The following is a 19,243-nucleotide window of genomic DNA, read 5'->3' on the forward strand; positions in this document are numbered from 1 at the left end:
CGATGAGCTCACAGATAGTCAGTGTGGTATTGGCCGGCGTCGGCGGGCAGGGCATCCTGCTGGCCAGCGAAATTATCGCCCAGACGGCGATGAATGCCGGCTTTGATGTCAAAACCAATGAAGTACACGGCATGGCCCAGCGAGGCGGTTCGGTCATTGGCCAGATTCGGTACGGCAAAACGGTCTACAGCCCCATCATCGCCAAAGGAACCGCCCAGGTGCTGTGTGCCCTCGAACAGGCCGAAGGCCTGCGTTACGCGGATTATCTGGCACCGGGGGCACTGGCCGTCGTCAATGCTCAGCAGATTATTCCCGTCACCGTATCCATGGGGGCTGCCAAGTATCCGGACAACGTGGAACAGAAACTCCGCGACCAGTACCCGAGGCTGATTTATTTTGATGCCTCCAAAAAAGCCGTGGAACTGGGCAATATTCGCACAGCCAATGTGGTGCTGCTTGGTGCCCTCTCAACCGGGCTGGATTTACCGCTGGAAGCCTGGCACAAAGCCATCAGTGCGTGTGTCAAATCACAATATGTCGACTTGAACCTCAAGGCCTTTGAGGAAGGGAGAAAAATGGTATGAGCGGATTGTTTTTTCAGCCGGAACTCGAAACCGCATCCCTGGATCAGCTTCGGGCGATGCAGTCCGAACGGCTGAAAACGATTGCCCGGTACGTCTATACGCAAAACCCCGTTCTCCGAGCTGCATTCCAGACCCGCGGGGTTCACCCGGAGGATATCCGCGGTGTCGAGGACATCGGCAAGCTGCCGATGATGAATAAGGAATCCTTTCGGGTCCACTACCCCCTGGGCATGTGCTGTGTTGCAGCCGACACGCTGGCCGAAATGCACATGTCCAGCGGCTCCACGGGCACACCCGTCGTTATGCCCTATACGCAGGCCGACCTGGCACAATGGGGCGAATGCATGGCTCGCTGTTACCGTATGGCCGGGGCCCGAGCCGGCGACCCGACTCAGATTACCCCGTCCTTCGGACTGTTCAACGGCGGTTTCGGGATGTATCACGGTGCCCGCGCTGCGGGGCTGTTTGTCATCCCTGCCGGGGCAGGCAATACCGCCCGCCAGATTCGCCTGGCCAGGGATTTCGGCACACGTGTCCTGACCGGCGTGGTCAGCTACGGCATCCGCATCATGGAAGTCCTCCAGGAGATGAAAGAACGCCTGCCCAAACTGGAAATCGGCATCTTTGGCGCCGAAATCTTTTCCGATTCGCTCAAGACCAAGATGCGAAGCGGACTGGGCATCGATGTGTTTGACATCTACGGCATGACCGAAACCGGCGGCGTCGGCACACTCGGGATGGACTGCTCCGCCCATGACGGCATCCACGTCTGGGAAGATCATTACATCCTCGAAATCCTCCAGCCGCAGACCGAAACCCCCGTCCCCGATGGCCAGGAAGGTGAACTGGTCATCACATCACTGACCCGACAGGCTCTGCCGGTCATTCGATTCCGCACCGGCGACCTGACCAGTGTCAAAAGTCGGCAGCGCTGTGCCTGCGGACGCACCCATGTCCGTCTGAATCCGATTACCGGGCGGGTTGACGACATGCTCATCATCAAGGGGGTCAACTTCTTCCCCAAACAGGTCGAGCAGGCCCTGATGCAGATTCCCGGTGTCGGGTCCAATTATCAGATTATCATCGAAGATAAAGACGGCATTCAGGATGTGGTTATCAACGTCGAGGCTGCATCCACGGTCACTGGCTATATGGTCGAAAAAGTGCTCAAAGAAGCCCTGGGCTTCAGCCCGCGGGGTGATGTCTATCCCATTGGTGCCCTGCCGCGTCAGGAAGGCAAGGCCAAACGCGTCTTTTACAAGGATAAAGACGGCACGATCCGCTAACCCATACTTTAAAGGAGGCATAAATATGAAAAAGCAATCGCTCATGATGACATTGGCTGTCATATTGGCACTGTTGTACGCCGGCTGCAGGAAAACCCAGCCGCAGTCAGAAACGCAGGCTCCTGCCGACTCTGCAAAGACGCCCTCCTCCGAGGTAATCAAGCTGACCTATGCCAATTTCCCGCCGGCTCCGACATTCCCATGCGTCCAGATGGAACGCTGGAAAACCGAGGTCGAAAAACGCACCCATGGCAAAGTGGCCATCCAGACCTTCCCCGGCGGTTCGCTGCTGGATGCCAAGGAAATGATGGATGGCGTCATCAGCGGTCAGGCTGATATCGGCTGCTTGTGTATGGCCTACCAGCCCGGACGCTTTATGGTGACCAACGCCGCCGCTTTGCCGCTGGGAATCCCCAGTGCCAAAGTCGGCAGCCAGGCCCTGTGGGATCTGTACAGTAAATATCAGCCCAAAGAATTTGCGGATGTCAAAGTGCTGACCATGTTCACCACCGCTCCGACCAATATCATGTCCAAAAAGCCTGTCCGCACCCTGGCCGATATCAAAGGCATGGACCTGCGTGCCAGCGGGGAAGCAGCCCAGATTCTCAAGGCATGGGGCGCCAACCAGGTTGGGATGCCGATGTCGTCCACACCCGAAGCCCTGCAAAAAGGCGTCGTTCAGGGACTCTTTTCTTCCGTCGAAGTGATGAAGGATTTCAAATTCGCCGAATTATGCAAATACATCACCTTGACCGAAACCAATATCTATCCGTTTGCTGTCGTCATGAATCAGAAAAAATGGGACGCCCTGCCCCAGGACGTCAAAACAGTCTTTGAGGAACTGGCCGTTGAACAGTGCCTTTGGACCGGGGAATACATGGACGCTCATGTGAAGGAATCCATCGACTGGTCCAAAGCCGAACAGAACGTCGAAGTCATTGAGCTGTCTGACGAAGAAAAGGCCCAGTGGAATGCTCTGCTGGAATCCAATGTAGATGACTGGATTAAACAGGCCAAAGCTGCCGGGCTTCCCGCGGAAGAAATCATTGATGATCTCAAAGCATCCATCGCAACCTTTTCGCAGCATTAAACGATGACCGGGATCCTGCCTTTTCTGACACGACTGGAACTGCTGCTGCAAAAGCTTCTGATGGCTATCGCCGCAGTGTTTCTCATGGCAATGATGCTGATGACCTGCATCGACATCGTCATGCGAAAACTGCCCCACTGCAAACCCCTGCCGGGAGTCTTTGAATTGATGGGGCTATTCGGCTCGCTGGTCGTCGCTTGCGCCCTGGGTTACACCCAGAGCAAAAAAGACCACCTGGCGGTGGATATTCTGACCAACCTGTTCCCGCAGCGAATCCAACAACTTCTGGACATAATCAACCGTCTGATGTGCATGGCGTTTTCGATTCTGGCCTGCTGGCAGGTCTGCAAAATCGCCAACACGCTCTGCAGGACCGGCGAAGTCACCGAAACCCTGCGTATGATTTACTATCCGTTTACCTATGGCGTCGCCGCGGGATTTGCCCTGCTGGCGTTTGTCTTTCTGGTCGAACTGCTCAAAGGGCTTGCCTCAGGACAGGAGCAGCAGCCATGACCGATACCTCGATAGGCATCCTCGGCATCGCCGCCCTGCTGCTGAGTCTGTTTCTGATGGGAGCCCCCGTCGGTTTTGCAATGGCGGTCGTTGGTTTTCTCGGCTATGCCGCTCTCAGCAGTGTTGATGCTGCCGCCCACATGACCGGACAGACCCTCTGGACCACCTTCTCCATGTACGGCCTGACGGTGATCCCTCTGTTTACCCTGATGGGGCAGATTGTCTTTTACTCCGGCGTCAATGAAAAACTCTATCACGCCGCCTATAACTGGGTCGGCCATATTCGCGGCGGTCTGGCCATGGCAACCATCGCCGCCTGCTCGGCCTTCGCCACCATCTGCGGCTCCAACACCGCCACCGCGGCCACGATGTCCACCGTCGCCCTGCCGGAGATGAAAAAGTTCGGCTACAACCCCAGGCTCTCTGCCGGTGCTGTGGCCAGCGGTTCAACGCTGGGCGTGGTCATCCCCCCCAGCGTCGTATTGATTATCATTGGCCTGTCCACCGAACAATCCATTGAAAAACTCTTTTACGGAGGCATTGGGGCAGGATTGCTGCTGACAGTGCTCCTGATGGCCACCGTCATCGTCATCTGTCTATTGTGCCCGGCCTGGGGTCCCACCGGCCCCAAAGCCAGCTGGAAAGACCGAATCATCTCGCTTGCAGGCGCATACGAAACCATCCTTTTGTTTTTACTGGTCATTCTGGGCCTGTTTTTCGGCTATTTTACCGCCGCTGAAGCCGGCGCCGCCGGAGCTTTTCTCGCTATTGTCCTTGGATTGCTCCAGAGAAAGCTGTCCTGGAAGAATTTTCTCAACGCCATTCGCGATACACTCAAGGCCTCATGCATGGTCATCACCATCGTCGCAGGGGCCATGATTTTCGGCAAATTTCTCACCAAAACCGGCATCCCCCATGCACTGGCATCCAACATTGGAGATTTACCGGTACCCAAAGCGATGATCCTGCTTATCATCTTTGCTCTTTATGTTCTCGGCGGAACAATTATGGATGCCCTGGCTATGCTATTAGTAACACTGCCTATCTTTTATCCGCTGGTGGTGGACAAATTGGGCTATGACCCTCTGTGGTTTGGTGTAACCATAACCGTTATTACCACTTTGGGGGCAATTACTCCCCCGGTGGGAGCAACAACCTTTGTCGTGGCCGGCTCCGCCAAAGAAATCCCGATGAAAGATGTCTTTAAAGGAGTCTGCCTTTTCGTCCCGGCCTATATCCTCTGCATCTGCCTGCTGTTACTCTTTCCCCAGGTTATCACCTGGCTGCCGGGATTATTGCGATAACACAATCCCACAGCAAAAAAGACTGGACAAATTCGCGATATCAGAGATAATACTGGGCTTGTGCAGTCCCCGTAGCGCAATGGATAGCGCGTTGGCCTCCGGAGCCAAAGGTTACAGGTTCGACTCCTGTCGGGGACGTGATTTTTATTTGCTGACCAACAAAAAATCCTGCGGGAAACGTGTCAGCACGCTTCTCGCAGGATCATAATAAATAGCCGGTTTAATTATTTCTGGCGAAACAGGTCTTTGCTTTGGATCAGTTCACGCTGACCGCCGGGGCGGGTAACATAGACTTCCAGAACTTCATCCACCGAACCTTCAAAATACAGCACCTTGATAGGGTGGTATCCTTTTTTCAACGCAATAAAGCCGCTGGCAAACTGGGCGCTATGCGGGCCATCGCTGTCAACCACCAGTTCCGAACCGACAAACAGGCGGCTGCCGTCGTCAGACCGTGTCCAGAATTGGTAGAAACCATCCTCCGGAGCATAGTAAAAACCCGTAAATTCCAATCCAAATCCATCGCCGCGTTTGGCAACAGCGAGATCAAAGCTGGCACACTGGCCGCGTTCTTTCGGTTCCGATTTGGCAAACTCCGTCGTCCGGCGGAAATTGCCGACATAAAGAACATAATTTAAACCATTCTCAAGACCGCTGACTTCAACAGCAGGATTCAGGGTCTTTTTAGTCAGCGTCGTACTGAGTACACTGCTGGGCCAGCATCCGTCTTTGAATGCCCGGACTTTGATGGTTGTTGTCTGATTCACTTCAATCGGTTTAGTATAAAGCAATGAGGAGACATCCGGCTCACTGCCATCGACGGTATAATACATTCGGGCACCTTCATCATCGCACTTGAATTCAACCGTCATGGTATCAAGGAAGACCTGCTGAGAACCGGCCGGATACGGCATCAGTGTCAGCCGTTTGCCCGGAACGGAATACGGCCGGTCCGCCTTATCCGAGCCCCATTGCTTATTCGGCTCTGACCCCATCGTCAAGACCAGTGTACCACCCTGGATAATATCGGCATGCTGGATATAGGTCTTGGTGTACGCTTTGCCGTTCAGCGTGGCAGACTGAATATAGATATTCTTATCGGAGACACCTTCGGCAATCACCTTGAAGGTCTTGCCATTTTCAAGATTCAGCACAGCAGACGGAAACAGCGGCGTACCAAACACATACATCGGCTGGCCGGGGCAGACCGGATAGAAACCCAACGCACTAAAGACATACCAGGCCGACATCTGACCGCAGTCGTTATTGCCGCACAGACCGTCCGGTTTGTCGGTGTAAAGGCTCCTGACGATTTGAGACACCTTTTCCTGCGTCTTCCAGGGAACGCCGGCATAGACATATAAATAGGCATAATTGTGACAGGGTTCGTTACCGTGGGCATATTGACCAATCAGGCCGCTGACATCGGCATGTTCCCGTCCCTGCCGGACAAACAGTTCATCCATTTTTTTGATAAATGCCGCATCGCCGTACATCAGCTCGATCAGACCTTCGACATCGTGCGGTGCAAACCAGGTATAATGCCATGAATTGCCTTCGGTGTATTCACTGGCCCCGTCCGCAGGCAAATGGTCGGGGTTAAAGTCCGCCTTCCAGGCTCCGTCTCTCGTCTTGCCCCGAATAAATCCCACCGATCGATCAAACAGATTTCGATACTGCTGTGATCGACGCGTGAACAAGTCATAATCCTCCTGGCTGCCCAGCTCTTTGGCCATCAGGGCAATACACCAGTCATCATAGGCATATTCCGCCGTCCGGGAAACCGACTGCGAATCGTCGCTCAGCGAAATATATCCGAGCTGTTTATATTCATCCAGACCCTGGTGGTCCTGCATGGCACTGTGCTTCATGGCAGTAAAGGCCTTCTTCACATCGTAACCGCGAAGCCCTTTGGCATAGGCGTCGGCGATCACCGGAATCGAGTGATACCCAATCATACACCAGGTTTCGTCGGAAGCCAGTTCCCAGAACGGCAGAATACCCCGCTGTTCATATTTGCCCAGCAGGGAATTAATAAAATCGTTGGTCCGTTTTTGTTCGATCAGGGTAAACAGCGGATGAGCGGCCCGAAACGTATCCCACAGAGAAAACACCGTGTAATTTTCAAAATTCTCGGCTTTGTGGATTTTCTTGTCCATGCCGCGATACTGGCCGTCCACATCGGTAAACAAATTCGGCGCCAGACAGCTGTGATACAATGCTGTATAAAAGACCGTCTGATTGGCTGCCGGGCCGCCATCCACCGTAATCTTGGACAACTGTCTGTTCCAGCTTTCCATGGCCCCATTGCACACCTGCTGGAAATCCCAGCCGGGACATTCGGCATCCATGTTCTTCGCCGCCCCCTCCCAGCTGACTGCCGAAAGCGCTACCTTGACTACCACAACACGCTGCCGGGTAGTATCGAAGCGGACATAGCACTGGATGTCTTTGCCTTCGGCCTGTTTGGCGGATTCATCGAGTTTGTGATTGACGACAATACCGCTCTTGACAAACGGCTGTGAGAACCTCGCGACAAAATACAGAAACCGATCCGGAGACCAGCCGCTTTTGCGAACATAGCCGCGGACTTCACGGTCGCCGACGATCTGTGCCCTGCTTTCACGAATTGTCGAGCCGCCGATGGCATGGCCCAGGTCCATAATCACATTTGCCTCTTGAGTGGCGGGGAAAGTATACTGATGGACACCCACTCTGCGGGTCGCGGTCAACTTCACAGCGATATCATAATCTTTCAGATAAACACCGTAGTAGCCTGCACAGGCCTGTTCCTGCTCATGCGAAAACCGCGAGCGGTATCCTTCGTCGGGATTCCGCTTGGAACCGGGTTCAAACTGCAGTTCCCCGGTGGTCGGCATAAACAAAAAATCGCCCAGGTCGGCACAGCCTGTTCCGTCCAAATGGGTATGACTGAATCCCATGATGGAGTGATCACTGTAATGATAGCCCGAGCACCAGTCCCAGCCGTCGGTTCCGGTATCGGGACTAAGCTGCACCATCCCAAACGGCACACAGGCACCCGGATAGGTGTGACCGTGGCCGCCAGTGCCAATCAAGGGATTGACTTTGGCCGCAAGCGGATAGGCTTTGGCAGCTTCTTGAACGACGGTGTCGGCGGATTGGCCCCAAACGGGTCTGCCGGCCAAAGCAAACGCCACCGCCAGGACCAGTACTGCTGCGTTTCGAAAATGTTGGCTTGTCATCTTGATTTCCTCGCAATTCTATGAATTCTCTGTTCTATTGCTCTGTGTTTCATGCAATTTAACGCTTTACCTGTCATGTGACTGAGCTTCTATTTGTAGGATAGGATAATTGAACCCGATGGACTTGGCATCCATTCCATTTTTTACGATTCTAACAGATAAACCCTTTTCGTAAATGGTATTATTGTACCCAATGCCCCCCTTTTGTAACATCCGATGCTTAATTTCATTGCCTGCCGAAGAAAGACCCGATATCATTTGAATTCATAATCCTCGGTATCCGGAGTAAATCGCAGATGCAAACAGAGCTTCATTATGGGCAGACCACACTGCCGCTGAACATACCCGATCAAAATTGTGCGGGTTGGATTGTTCCCCGCAGACAGCACACTCACCCCGGCCGGAATCAGGAACTCTTGTCGGCAGCAATCCAGAGCTATTCCATCTCGTTTCAGAATCGCATACACAACCGCAGGCTTTGCATTCTGCTGCCGGATGCGACACGCGATCTGCCGATCGTCGATTGTCTCACCGCCCTTGCCCCGCTGCTCCACAAGGCCGCTTCCATCCGTTTCATCCTGTGTACGGGCACCCATCCGGCTCGGACTCAGGGCAATCTGGGCTTGTGTGACCAGCTTCGTCGGATATGCCAGACCGCCGGCCTATTCTCCTGCGACATCATGGTCCATGACTGCCAGCACGCAGACTTTCTCGACATCGGCACCACGCAGCGCGGCACTGTCGTCCGCTGCAATGCCGCCATCCAGGACACAGAGATATTTCTCGTCCTCAGTGACGTAAAACCACATTACTTTGCAGGCTATTCCAATCCGGTCAAGAATTTTGTGCCAGGCCTGTGCGACGAGGAAACCGCACGCGGCAATCACAGCCTGTCGCTGGATGCCGCCAGCAGGTTTTGTGCCCATCCCTATCACCCCGACCCTGCACAGCAAAATCAACCCCTGGCTGCCGACCAAATCGAGGCCATGGAGCTGATCGTACAGGCAAGGCCTGTGGATGCACTGACAATCATCAGTTCACATGGGGCCATTCAATGGGCGGCTTTGGGGCCAATCCGCCAGGTCTGCGCCAAAGCCTTCGCCCAAGCAGACCAATTCAATCTGCACCTGATCCATCCTGTCGAACGACTGATTGTCAGCCCCGGCGGCCATCCCAATGATATGGATCTGTATATCGCCCAGCGTGCCCTCGAACTGACTGAACAGGCCGTTATGGACGGCGGCCAAATCCTGTTCTGCTCCGCCTGCCGTCACGGCATCGGTCCCGCCAATTCCATGGAGCATTTCTGGAACCTGCTGACCTTGCCTTTCGATCAGATATATCAAGCGGTTCAGGGCCGGTATAAATTGTTCAGCCACAAACCCTATCGTTTCGCTAAACTCATCCAGCGATTACAAAGGCTATGGGTCTATTCCGAATTGACCGACAACCAAATTCTCGCTGCCCACATGCACCCGACACACCACCCCCAGCACCTCGTGGACGCATGGATTCAGGACAATCCTCACGTCCGAATCCTGGTCGTCGATGGCGCCAACAAAATCGCCATCAAAAGACATTCCTGATATAGCATAACCGCAACCACTTCCTCATTATCAACCTCACCTCTTGACAGCGTGTTCATTTTCTATTAAATAGGGCAATCTATATTATGTAAGGAACACCAATATGCCCAATAAACATAGATTAGCCGTGCAGACGCTTGCACGGTTTTCTTTTTATACCCTTGGGATGCTGGCCGGTTTGGCATCTTTGCCGCACCTGCTGGAGCCGGGAGATTTTGTACTTTTCTCGGAGAATGGCCCCATCGAATGGCTACAGTTAGCCCTGATGGGACAAGCGGCAATTATCTTCGGCATCGGAGCATGGAAAGAACGCCCGATGCGATGCCTGTTTACGCAGTTCAGCATTATCTCTGCTATTGCTGCAATCCGTGAAATGGACGGCATTTTTGATCAAATCCCGGTTATCCAATGGGAAATCCCTGCAGCATGTCTGCTGGGGTTTGCCGTATTCTATGGCTGGCGTCATCAAGCTACCCTTGGCCCGCAGGTCGGATTATTTTGTTCGCACAGCACCATTTGGAGTTTTGTGGGCAGGCTTTATCGTTATCGCCTTAATCGCTCAATTAGTTGGACACGGTCGGTTCCTTGAATTAGTCATGGGTAACGACTACCACCGCGATTACAAACGTGTCATCGAGGAAATCACCGAATTATTCGGGTACCTGATTTTCCTGCTGGGTGCCATAGAAACAGTATTGTTCGATGATAAAGAACACCGGAACTCAAGCCATTTAGGTAACGGACAGTAATAGACGCCAGGCTCGATTTCCCTATTTTAACACCTGCACCTATTTTTGGAAATTTTGTTTGACTTGACACCTGGTTTTCCGACATAATTAGATAGATTATGAATCGTGCATATTGTTCCAATTTGTTCAGAGCACAAAGCGGCAAGGCCGCGGCAATGATCCTGCGCTCCAAGGCGCTGGTACTTGCTTCGGTACTGGCTATTTCTTACGGGAGAAAACCGCTCTGATATCAGGACAATAAAGTAGTTAAACACTAAAAGGCCTTTCAGAGCAGGACAGTTCTGAAAGGCCTTTCTCTTTTACGGGAAAAAGAACGATGAACAGCACAATCAAGAATACAGCTATGGCAAACAGTCGAACCCACATATTGAAAAATGGCGAGGTCCTCTTGGTCCGTCCAGCGGTTGGCCAGGATACCGCGGAGGTGATGGAGTTCTTTGCCGCCGTTTTTGCACAGGACACCGAGATGCTGGCGGTTTATGATGAATCGCCGGAGTCCTTTACCATGGATGCCCTGTGGCGGCGGCTGAATCGCTATCAAACCGCCAACAACGGCTTGCTGCTGACGGCATGGCTGGATGACAAGGTTGTCGGCATCGCTGAGATTTCCTGTGATCGACAAGCGGCCGGTACCTACTCAGGCCGGGTGGGCGTCAGTGTCCTGGCAGAGTACCGCGGCCAGGGTATCGGCAGTGCACTGATGTACTCTCTGATCGGCTGGGCAAGGAACCATCCAACCCTCGAGATGCTGACACTGACTGTGCCGGCCGACAACCGGATTGCCCGCCTGCTGTATGAAAAAACAGGCTTTCAGGAAGAAGCTCGCCTGACCAAAGCCACCCGATCCGCAGATGGCCAGTTTATCGACGCGATTTTGATGTATAAATTCGTCAAATAGCCTCTCGGAAAATTTCGTGTGGCCCTCATATACCCCATTTTGTATAATACCTATTGGGACAGGACAAATCCTGTTTCTATGCGTATTATGGAGTCAATTTACTGTATAAGCCGGGGTTTTTATGCCGAACAGGCCAGTATTGAGAAAATCTAATATCCTTGTGTCCTGGATGGTTTGTTGGATTGCTGGATTTTGCTTCATCCAGGCCCAGGCAGCCACCCTCGCATACTGGCGTTTCGAACAAGGACCGCACGGCGGCGTCATTACCAAGCCTTTTGGCGCTGCCGACAGTTCGGGCCATGGCAACCACCTGGACCCAGGCACCGCCGACGGGCAGGAAGGATTTCGTTACACAAGCCAAACCGCGTACAATCCGGTCTGTCAGACTTCTGCCCTCAATGCATACAGTATTAAGAATACAGGCTCTGCCCCTTCCCTGCAGACACGCTCCAAAACAACATCTCAGGGCCCCGGCAGCAATCCATCGGGCATCGATATCGAAGCCGTCACCCCTTCCCAGTTCACCATCGAGGCCTTTTTCAAGCCCGAAAACGGCGGATACCGTACCATCGTCGGACGTGACGCCAAAGGGGTTGCTGCGTCCGATTCCAAGCTGGCTGCCCTGTATCTACAGATCTGTCCGGATCAGAGCGTGGCCATCGTCTTTGTAGATGTCAGCGGTTATGTGCATCGGGCCGCTTCACCTGCGGGCATGATCTGCGGCTTTGATTGGAGTACGGATCCGGATGGGAAAACAGGACACTGGTATTATATCGCCGCCGTGAATGACGGAGCAGTGCTGAAGCTTTATCTGGCCGACATCAGTGCCGGAACCGATCCGCTTCTGGTGGCTCAAACCGATATGACCCTCAGCGGCAGCCCCAATCGTGCATTGACCAGAGGCACTGCCGGCGGCACCGACTGGCACACCGGGGCCTGGTCGGTCGCAAGAGGCATGTACAACGGTGTTCGTACCGACCGTGCCTATGGATACATCGATGAAGTCCGAATTTCCGATACAGCACTGCCGGTCAGCCAGTTTCTGATGATGCCCAAGCCCTCAAAAGACAACAATCCTATTATGGACGCCGCTGACCCGCATATTCTGCTGGTTGACGATAAGGCCTGGATTTATCCGACCAGCGGACATTACCGCCGCTTTTACGCTTATTCCTCGTCGAATCTGGTGAACTGGCAGTCGTATAGTGCGATTTTGAATTTCGACCAGATTCCCTGGATTCCCGCCGGCAAACATGCCTGGGCACCGGCCATGGTCCGCAAAAATGGACGGTACTATTTCTACTACTCTGTCGGCCCAAAACCCTCCCATATTGGCGTGGCAACCGGGCTGTCGCCCATCGGCCCCTTCACCGACAAAGGCTCGGCACTGCTGTCGGACAATAACGCCGCAAATTTTGAAGCCATTGATCCAATGGTCTTCACCGATCCGGCCACGGGTATTTCATATTTATACGCCGGCGGCAGTGCAGGTTCACGGCTGCGGGTGTTTGAACTCAATGCCGACATGATGAGCCTGGCCCGCGAGATTCCCGTAACCAACCCGCCCTACTTCACCGAAGGCGTCTTTATGCACTATCGCAGGGGAGTCTATTATCTGTCCTACAGCCATGGAAGCTGGAATAACGACACATACTCCGTCCATTACTGCACCTCAAGCACACCGATCGGCCCGTGGACTTACCGCGGCAAAATCCTGTCCAGTCAGGGCTGGTTTAAGGGGCCGGGGCATCATTCCTTGATGTACAATGGCGCATTGGATGAGTGGTATATCGTATATCACCGATGGAACAAGCGGCTGGACAGCGGCCCCTATTCCGGATCCCGTTCGGTGGCAATCGAAAAAATCAGTTATGACGGGGACGCCATCAGGCCCATTATGCAGACCGACACCGGCGTCGGACCGGTCTGGCTGGGAGATCATCTGCGGTCGGACTTCGACCGGGATAACGAGGTAGGCCAGAGGGACTTGCTGACTTTGGCTGATGCCTGGCTGACCGCCACCCCCCTGGCGGATATGGTTCCCGTCGGCGGCGACGGCATGGTCTGCCTGCACGACATGAACTTCTTCACCACCCAGTGGCTCAAAACCGCCAGCGACCTGCGTTAGATAACCCGCTGCTCCAGGTCCAGTTTGACCTGATAGGCGGCATACACTTTTTCCTGAATCACAGCAATAAGCTCAAGTATATCCCGTCCGGTCGCCTGACCGTTGTAGTTGACGATAAAGCCTGCATGTTTAGGCGAAACCATCGCCCCGCCGCAGGTATAACCTTTGAGGCCCAGTGCTTCGATCATCTGCCCCACAAACCGCCCCGCCGGACGCCGGAAAACACTGCCGGCACTGGGCAGATCCCACGGCTGCTTCTGGCGACGAAGGGCCAGGTTATCCATCATTTTTTTATGGATCGCCCTGCTGTCGCCATGCGGCAGGACCAGCCGGACCCGGACAACGACCCAGTCGGAATGCTGCTGGAAGAGGCTCTGACGATACCCAAAGGCAAGGTCCTGTTTGGGCAGTGTCTTGAACGATAACTCTCCTGCATCAAAAAAAGTCACGCTTTCGATCCAGTCACTGAACGATTCGCCAAGCGTTTCGGCATTCATAAACACCGCCCCGCCGACTGAACCAGGAACATCATAAAAGTATTCCAGCCCGGACAATTCGTTTTCCAGCGCCGTCTGGCTGAGTATTTTCAGAGACAGACCCGCTTGAGCAATGAGCATCGTCCCCTGCACTGAACAGGCCGAAAAGGCACTGTTGAAAATGACAAAATCAACCTGGTCGTAATAGGCTTTGGACAGGATCACATTGCAGCCCCCGCCGAGGATGACGCGGGACCTGCTGCGATCGGAAAAAATCTCGGCAATATCTTCCTCCGTTTCCGGCATATAAACCCGGGCCGCAACCGCCTTCACCCGGTAGGAATTGCACGCAGTCAAATCATAATCATGATACAGTATCATCCGCAGGCCGATTCAATCCCAAAACACTGTCAATCAAATAAGTTCATACTCCACGACCCCCATCTTCTGCAGCGACAGCATCTGATTTTTGCCCAGCGTCGCTTCAATCAGCACATCCTCACCTTCGTATTGTTCGGTCAGTTCCGTGGCATTGGCCTTCAGAAAAGCGATCTGCCTGCCCTGGCCGGGATGCAGACGCAGCCGCAGACGCACTCTCCCGCCGCGCACTTTTTCAGCAACAACAGCGGACAATTTATCCAGATTCATCCCCGTACGGGCAGAGATGGCCACCGCATCCTGATGGACTGTCTGCAGAGTTTCAAAGAGCTTGATGTCGCAGATGGAATCGGACTTATTCAGCAGCGTCAGAACCGGTTTTCCCCCGCAGCCGATTTCCTGAAGGACCTGCTGAACACTGTGAATCTGCTCAAAGACCTGCGGGCTGGATGCATCCACCACATGCAGCAGAAGGTCCGCCCCCAGAGCCTCTTCCAGGGTCGCCTTGAACGAAGCGACCAGATGATGCGGCAGATGACTGACAAATCCGACCGTATCGCTGAGCAGCACCTCCACACCCGAGTCAAGCCGCCATTTGCGGGTACGGGTATCCAGCGTGGCAAAGAGCTTATCTTCAACATACACTCCGGCATCCGTCAGGGCATTCATCAGCGTACTTTTGCCCGCGTTGGTATAGCCAACCAAGCAAATGGTGAAAAAATCCTTGCGTCCCTCGATTTCCCGCAGTTTTCGCCGATCGATAATCTCCAGCTCGCGTTTGAGCTCGGTAATGCGTTTGCTCACCAACCGGCGGTCGATTTCAAGCTGCTTTTCGCCGGTACCGCGGGTTCCAATCCCGCCGACCGCTCCCGCCGAGGTACTCGCCCCGCCGGTCACTGTATCCAGGTGCGACCACATCCGGGTCAGACGGGGGTAGGTATATTCAAGCTGAGCCAGTTCCACCTGCAGCCGGGCCTGCTTGGTCTGGGCCCGCGTGGCGAAGATGTCGAGTATCAGTTCGCTGCGGTCAAGAACCTTGACCTTGATGATTTTCTCCAGTTCACGAATCTGGCCGGGGGACAAGTCGTTGTCGAAAATCACCACATCGGCGTTGTGCTGCCGGACCTTCTCGGCCAGCTCTTCGGCCTTGCCCGAACCGATATACGTACCGGGATGAATCCGATTGAGTCGCTGCTGGACGCGTCCGGCCACGACCGCTCCGGCGGTCTCAACCAGACTGGTCAACTCAGCAAGCGGATCGGTTTTATTGATATCAACCTGACGGTCCCGGGTGTACGCACCAACCAGAACCGCACGTTCTTTGAGAACCTGCAACTGCTCACGCATTTTTTCCAAACTGAGATTGTACCTCCAATAAGATATTCCCGCACGGTTATACCAGAAAGCGGTGTATAGCTCAATAGTTTTACATCTCTCTAATAAATGATAAAAAATAACCTCTTTATCGCACAAAAAAACCGACAGGATTTCGTTTCAATCCTGTCGGTAAAAAGTGTAAGTTGCGAAATGTTACTTGGGCAGCTGAATGCCTTTGGCGGCATCTTCGGCAGCCTTTTTGGCATCTGCAGCGGCCTGATCTGCAGCTTTCTTTGCATCTTCAGCAGCTTTCTCAGCAGCAGCCTTTGCCTCTGCAGTGGTCTGTTCGGCCGTCTTCTGTGCATCGGCAGCCGTTTTCTCAACTTCCGGCTTGGCCTGATCCACCGCCTTCTGAGCTTCCGCAGCAGTCTGATCAACCTGCGTCTGGGACGGGGCGGCCGGAGCGGCTGGCTTTGTGGGTTCTTTTTTAGAACAACCAACCGCCAACACTGCAACCAAACCAACCAATAACATTCGTGTAACCATCTCAATAACCTCCTGATAAAACGATCAAGCGGCTGTATCAGGGCAACACCGTCCTGATTGTCCGCATTTTCCATACACAATACTTGTTATGTCTTTTTTTTACTATATCGTATTGTCTGGAAAATACAATAAAAAAATCAAGCAAAGACTGGTCTGTTATTTTCCGCCCTTTATACAGGACTGGTTTCCCAGTCGTCCGTGGCAGTAATTTCTCCATTGATCCATACCCATTCGATTCGCTGATAGACAAAACTGATCTGCTCAATATTCGGCCCGGCGATTTTGCTGTCATTGATTCGGGCATTGGTCAGACGGATGATGTAGTATAACTCATCAAGGCCCTTGTCGTTGGTGCGATAAAATCGTAATTCCACCCGGGTCAGATTTTCATTATTCACCAGAGCGGTATAAAGCAGAGGTGTCGATTTATCGATATACTTGGTCACAATCAACGGCTTATGCTGACGACGCCCAGAGGGCAGACCGGAAGCAGCGTCCGTCGGAACGAGAATTTCATGGCCAAGCCCAACGACAACACTGGTATTGTTCCGCTCTTTTGGACCGGCCGTACAACTGCCCTGGATATCGCCCTGAACCTGTCCTCTGACAGCCATGTGAATTGCGCCAGCTCCGGTAACTTGTTGCTCTTTGGGATACGGCAGCCAATCTGAAGGCAGACCTGGCTGAATATTCTTGTAGAGTTCATCCAGCGTCCGCATGGTCGGAGATGGGGTATTGTTGGGATTCAGATCGCCGCCGGTAACATAGGCCGTACTGAAAATAATGACCCCAACCATCGCCAATCCCAAAAACATGAACCATGTTGTGTTTGTTCTATCCATTGTAATTCCCTTTCGTAATGGGTATCTATTTAATCCATCGCATGATCAGACATCTGTACCCAGACTACTTCAACCGCCAGCCGTCCGGGCAGAAAGTCAGCCAGTAGCGGGCAAATACACTGAAATCTCCCATCTTGACCCCCGGTTGCCCGTCCAGTTCCGCCGGCACCAAACCGCTCTGCAGCCAGTAGTCGGCAAAACGTTCGAGGTCTTCCAGCGTCACCACGCAGGCCTGAGCACCCCAGGCTGCCGTCCCATCAAAGTGAATCCACCCGATATTCTCACCCCAGGCCCAGCCGGAAAATGTGCCATCGTCGCCGATTCGCACGCAGTATTCATTCATCCGGGTTTCGCCGGGTACGACAGGGTCAAAATGGATCCAGCCGACATTCTCGCCCCAGGCCAGACCCGACAGGTTTCCCTTGCCATCATTGACCACCCCAAACTCCACCGTACCGCAGTAGTCGGTGTTTTCGCACGACAGGTTGATCCAGCCAATATTCTCGCCCCAGATCCAGCCCAGCAGCTTGTCATCGGAGACCTGAACTCCGCTGCCGACCGACGGCTCCAAATTTAACCACCCGGTATTTTCACTCCAGCCATACTGGGCCCCGTTGTTGTAAGGGTCAATATTTTCAGCGAAGGTTGGAATACCCGACAGCAGCAGGATCGTCGCCAAAACAAGTCCATATTGATTATTCATAATTGAAATCTCCTCATGTTTTAAGGTGCCACATTTTGTCCCACAACGCAGCCTGGTGCAGCATAGAGACTTAGTGCCGAATGGGCGCCTAAACCGTTTCTATAACTGGTATTCTGATTAATCAGACTATAGGAACCAATCGCCATACCCCATACTGTATTTGCTGCAGAAGACCCGTTGTCGGTAATGGTGTTGCCCGTTACAGTACACCCGCTTCCGGCATTAATGCCATAAACAAGATATCCGCAATCAGAGCCATTGTCTGAAACAGTGTTTCCGGAAACAGTACAGCCACTTCCGGCATCAATAGCAATAACCACATCTTCTGCAGACGCCCCGTTGTCCCTGACAATGTTATCAGCAACCTTACAGCCGGAATAGGCACTGATAACATAGACCTCTGCAGCAGCCAGATAACCATTATCAGTGATTGTATTGCCGGCAATAGTGCAGCCCTCTCCCGCAACAATGGCAGAGGTGCGGTTACAGGTCGCCGAAACACCATTTCCACAGATGGTATTCCCAGTGACCATGGAACCGCTGCGAATATAAATACCAAACACATTGGTATCTGCAGAATTACCGTTGCCCGATACAACACAATTTTTCACAACACTTTTTTGACCAATCATCATGCCATGACCGACACAATTTTTTATCGTACATATCTCCACCAGGACTTCCGTCGCATCATAAAGATTAATGCCGTCATATCGGCTGCCGAAAATATCGACATTCATAATCCGAACAGAATCGATAACCGTCCCGGCATCTGCGGCGATTCCATGATAAAAGCCCTTGTTGACCAGGCGATCACTGAAAATCGTGCCGTTGCGTATGGTAATATTTCTGCATCGATCCTGAATCTTAATGCCATGAAATGTGGTATTCTGCGAGGGTTGTGATTTGTACCAGCTCGATTTAATCTGATATCCCATCAGATCGAGGGTCACATTGTCGGCCTTGACCAGGATGCCGTGTTTAAAGTTACTGACAAAATTACCCGTCAGATAATACGAACCCGGCTGGGAGATAATGTAGGTATTGTTCGGATCTCCCGGCGTATTGTCGGCATTGACGGCAATCCGCGGCTCTACTTCCGTCAATGTCTTCATCGTCGCCCCTGGCGCTGCCGGCGGATTCAGCGACCCGGCATACATCACAGAAGCAGTGATACACACCATCCAGACCAAAATTGCTTTTTTCATATCGTCTCCTGTTATCATTTATACTGATCTTACTTGAAATTTCCCGGTTCGACGCGGCTAAAAAGCTTTTAGCCGCCAGCTTCCAGAAACAGCATTATCACCGCGGCGGCGCAGGGCAAAGTTACCCCGTGAGTACGCGCGGCATAGAACGGCCTGTGGCCGTCCTGGAATAATCATACTCCTTGGTTATACATGCCAAACAACAAAGGGGAGTATATGAAAGAACAAAAGATGCCCCCCTTCTCAAGACAGGTTTGCATTGTTGGTAATCGTATTCTCAGTCCTCCGAAGAATTTTTTCGTCACCCTCGTTACACTACCGTAGGATTATACCTTTTTTGCCTATGTTAACGCAATCAGGAATAATCCGGAGAGCAAAAGATTACAAATTATAAAATGTGCCAATATCTGC

The 19,243-nt window shown here is 52.9% G+C and carries 17 protein-coding genes and 1 tRNA gene; 11 read left to right on the forward strand and 7 right to left on the reverse strand.

What is annotated here, in order from left to right; all coding sequences use genetic code 11:
* Positions 1-2 precede the first annotated feature (2 nt).
* From ACQ9LF_RS00930 to ACQ9LF_RS00955, 6 genes are all read left to right on the forward strand, one after another.
* A complete protein-coding gene (locus ACQ9LF_RS00930) occupies positions 3-584 on the forward strand; it encodes an indolepyruvate oxidoreductase subunit beta (protein ID WP_462487480.1) in 582 nt (193 codons plus the stop codon).
* The gene (locus ACQ9LF_RS00935; RefSeq protein WP_462487481.1) at positions 581-1,870 is read left to right on the forward strand and encodes a phenylacetate--CoA ligase family protein; all 1,290 of its coding nucleotides are present in this window, start codon (positions 581-583) and stop codon (positions 1,868-1,870) included. Before ACQ9LF_RS00930 ends, ACQ9LF_RS00935 begins: the two co-directional genes overlap by 4 nt.
* Before the next feature lie 25 nt (positions 1,871-1,895).
* Positions 1,896-2,960 (forward strand): TRAP transporter substrate-binding protein, encoded by a 1,065-nt coding sequence (locus ACQ9LF_RS00940; protein WP_462487482.1) that lies wholly within the window; start codon positions 1,896-1,898, stop codon positions 2,958-2,960.
* 3 nt (positions 2,961-2,963) lie between these two features.
* Complete coding sequence (locus ACQ9LF_RS00945) at positions 2,964-3,473, forward strand: TRAP transporter small permease (protein WP_462487483.1); 510 nt, start codon at positions 2,964-2,966, stop codon at positions 3,471-3,473.
* Positions 3,470-4,777 carry a TRAP transporter large permease gene (locus tag ACQ9LF_RS00950; RefSeq protein WP_462487484.1) on the forward strand — a complete coding sequence of 436 codons (1,308 nt, stop codon included), beginning with the start codon at positions 3,470-3,472 and terminating at the stop codon, positions 4,775-4,777. The genes ACQ9LF_RS00945 and ACQ9LF_RS00950 overlap by 4 nt, the downstream gene beginning before the upstream one ends.
* 65 nt (positions 4,778-4,842) lie before the next feature.
* Positions 4,843-4,915, forward strand: a tRNA-Arg gene (locus ACQ9LF_RS00955).
* Between the two features lie 86 nt (positions 4,916-5,001).
* On the opposite strand, the gene ACQ9LF_RS00960 is transcribed toward ACQ9LF_RS00955, so the two are convergent.
* Positions 5,002-8,001: a GH92 family glycosyl hydrolase gene (locus ACQ9LF_RS00960; RefSeq protein ID WP_462487485.1), complete on the reverse strand. Its 3,000-nt coding sequence runs from the start codon at positions 7,999-8,001 to the stop codon at positions 5,002-5,004.
* 296 nt (positions 8,002-8,297) lie between these two features.
* Here ACQ9LF_RS00960 and ACQ9LF_RS00965 point away from each other — a divergent pair, with 296 nt between their 5' ends.
* The 5 genes from ACQ9LF_RS00965 (at position 8,298) to ACQ9LF_RS00985 (ending at position 13,362) form a co-directional block, all read left to right on the forward strand.
* Positions 8,298-9,587 (forward strand): lactate racemase domain-containing protein, encoded by a 1,290-nt coding sequence (locus tag ACQ9LF_RS00965; protein ID WP_462487486.1) that lies wholly within the window; start codon positions 8,298-8,300, stop codon positions 9,585-9,587.
* A 103-nt stretch (positions 9,588-9,690) separates the two neighbouring features.
* On the forward strand, positions 9,691-10,176 hold the full coding sequence (locus ACQ9LF_RS00970; protein ID WP_462487487.1) for a hypothetical protein: 486 nt from the start codon (positions 9,691-9,693) through the stop codon (positions 10,174-10,176).
* Positions 10,177-10,183: 7 nt separating this feature from the next.
* The gene (locus ACQ9LF_RS00975; protein ID WP_462487488.1) at positions 10,184-10,336 is read left to right on the forward strand and encodes a hypothetical protein; all 153 of its coding nucleotides are present in this window, start codon (positions 10,184-10,186) and stop codon (positions 10,334-10,336) included.
* Positions 10,337-10,679: 343 nt separating this feature from the next.
* Complete coding sequence (locus ACQ9LF_RS00980; RefSeq protein WP_462487489.1) at positions 10,680-11,234, forward strand: N-acetyltransferase family protein; 555 nt, start codon at positions 10,680-10,682, stop codon at positions 11,232-11,234.
* A 169-nt stretch (positions 11,235-11,403) separates the two neighbouring features.
* Positions 11,404-13,362, forward strand: coding sequence for a family 43 glycosylhydrolase (locus tag ACQ9LF_RS00985; protein WP_462487490.1), 1,959 nt, complete (start codon positions 11,404-11,406; stop codon positions 13,360-13,362).
* On the opposite strand, the gene murB is transcribed toward ACQ9LF_RS00985, so the two are convergent.
* From murB to ACQ9LF_RS01015, 6 genes are all read right to left on the reverse strand, one after another.
* Positions 13,359-14,219: a UDP-N-acetylmuramate dehydrogenase gene (murB, locus tag ACQ9LF_RS00990; protein ID WP_462487491.1), complete on the reverse strand. Its 861-nt coding sequence runs from the start codon at positions 14,217-14,219 to the stop codon at positions 13,359-13,361. The two genes, ACQ9LF_RS00985 and murB, sit on opposite strands and share 4 nt — an antisense overlap.
* Positions 14,220-14,252: 33 nt before the next feature.
* Complete coding sequence (hflX, locus tag ACQ9LF_RS00995; protein ID WP_462487492.1) at positions 14,253-15,563, reverse strand: GTPase HflX; 1,311 nt, start codon at positions 15,561-15,563, stop codon at positions 14,253-14,255.
* A 183-nt stretch (positions 15,564-15,746) separates the two neighbouring features.
* A complete protein-coding gene (locus tag ACQ9LF_RS01000) occupies positions 15,747-16,079 on the reverse strand; it encodes a hypothetical protein (RefSeq protein WP_462487493.1) in 333 nt (110 codons plus the stop codon).
* A gap of 170 nt (positions 16,080-16,249) precedes the next feature.
* Positions 16,250-16,921, reverse strand: coding sequence for a type VI secretion system tube protein TssD (gene tssD, locus ACQ9LF_RS01005; protein ID WP_462487494.1), 672 nt, complete (start codon positions 16,919-16,921; stop codon positions 16,250-16,252).
* A 64-nt stretch (positions 16,922-16,985) separates the two neighbouring features.
* On the reverse strand, positions 16,986-17,624 hold the full coding sequence (locus ACQ9LF_RS01010; protein ID WP_462487495.1) for a hypothetical protein: 639 nt from the start codon (positions 17,622-17,624) through the stop codon (positions 16,986-16,988).
* Between the two features lie 20 nt (positions 17,625-17,644).
* The gene (locus ACQ9LF_RS01015; protein ID WP_462487496.1) at positions 17,645-18,832 is read right to left on the reverse strand and encodes a right-handed parallel beta-helix repeat-containing protein; all 1,188 of its coding nucleotides are present in this window, start codon (positions 18,830-18,832) and stop codon (positions 17,645-17,647) included.
* Positions 18,833-19,243: the final 411 nt, after the last annotated feature.

The sequence above is a fragment of the Anaeroglomus insulsum genome, from assembly GCF_050689095.1.
Lineage (GTDB): Bacteria > Planctomycetota > Phycisphaerae > Sedimentisphaerales > Anaerohalosphaeraceae > Anaeroglomus > Anaeroglomus insulsum.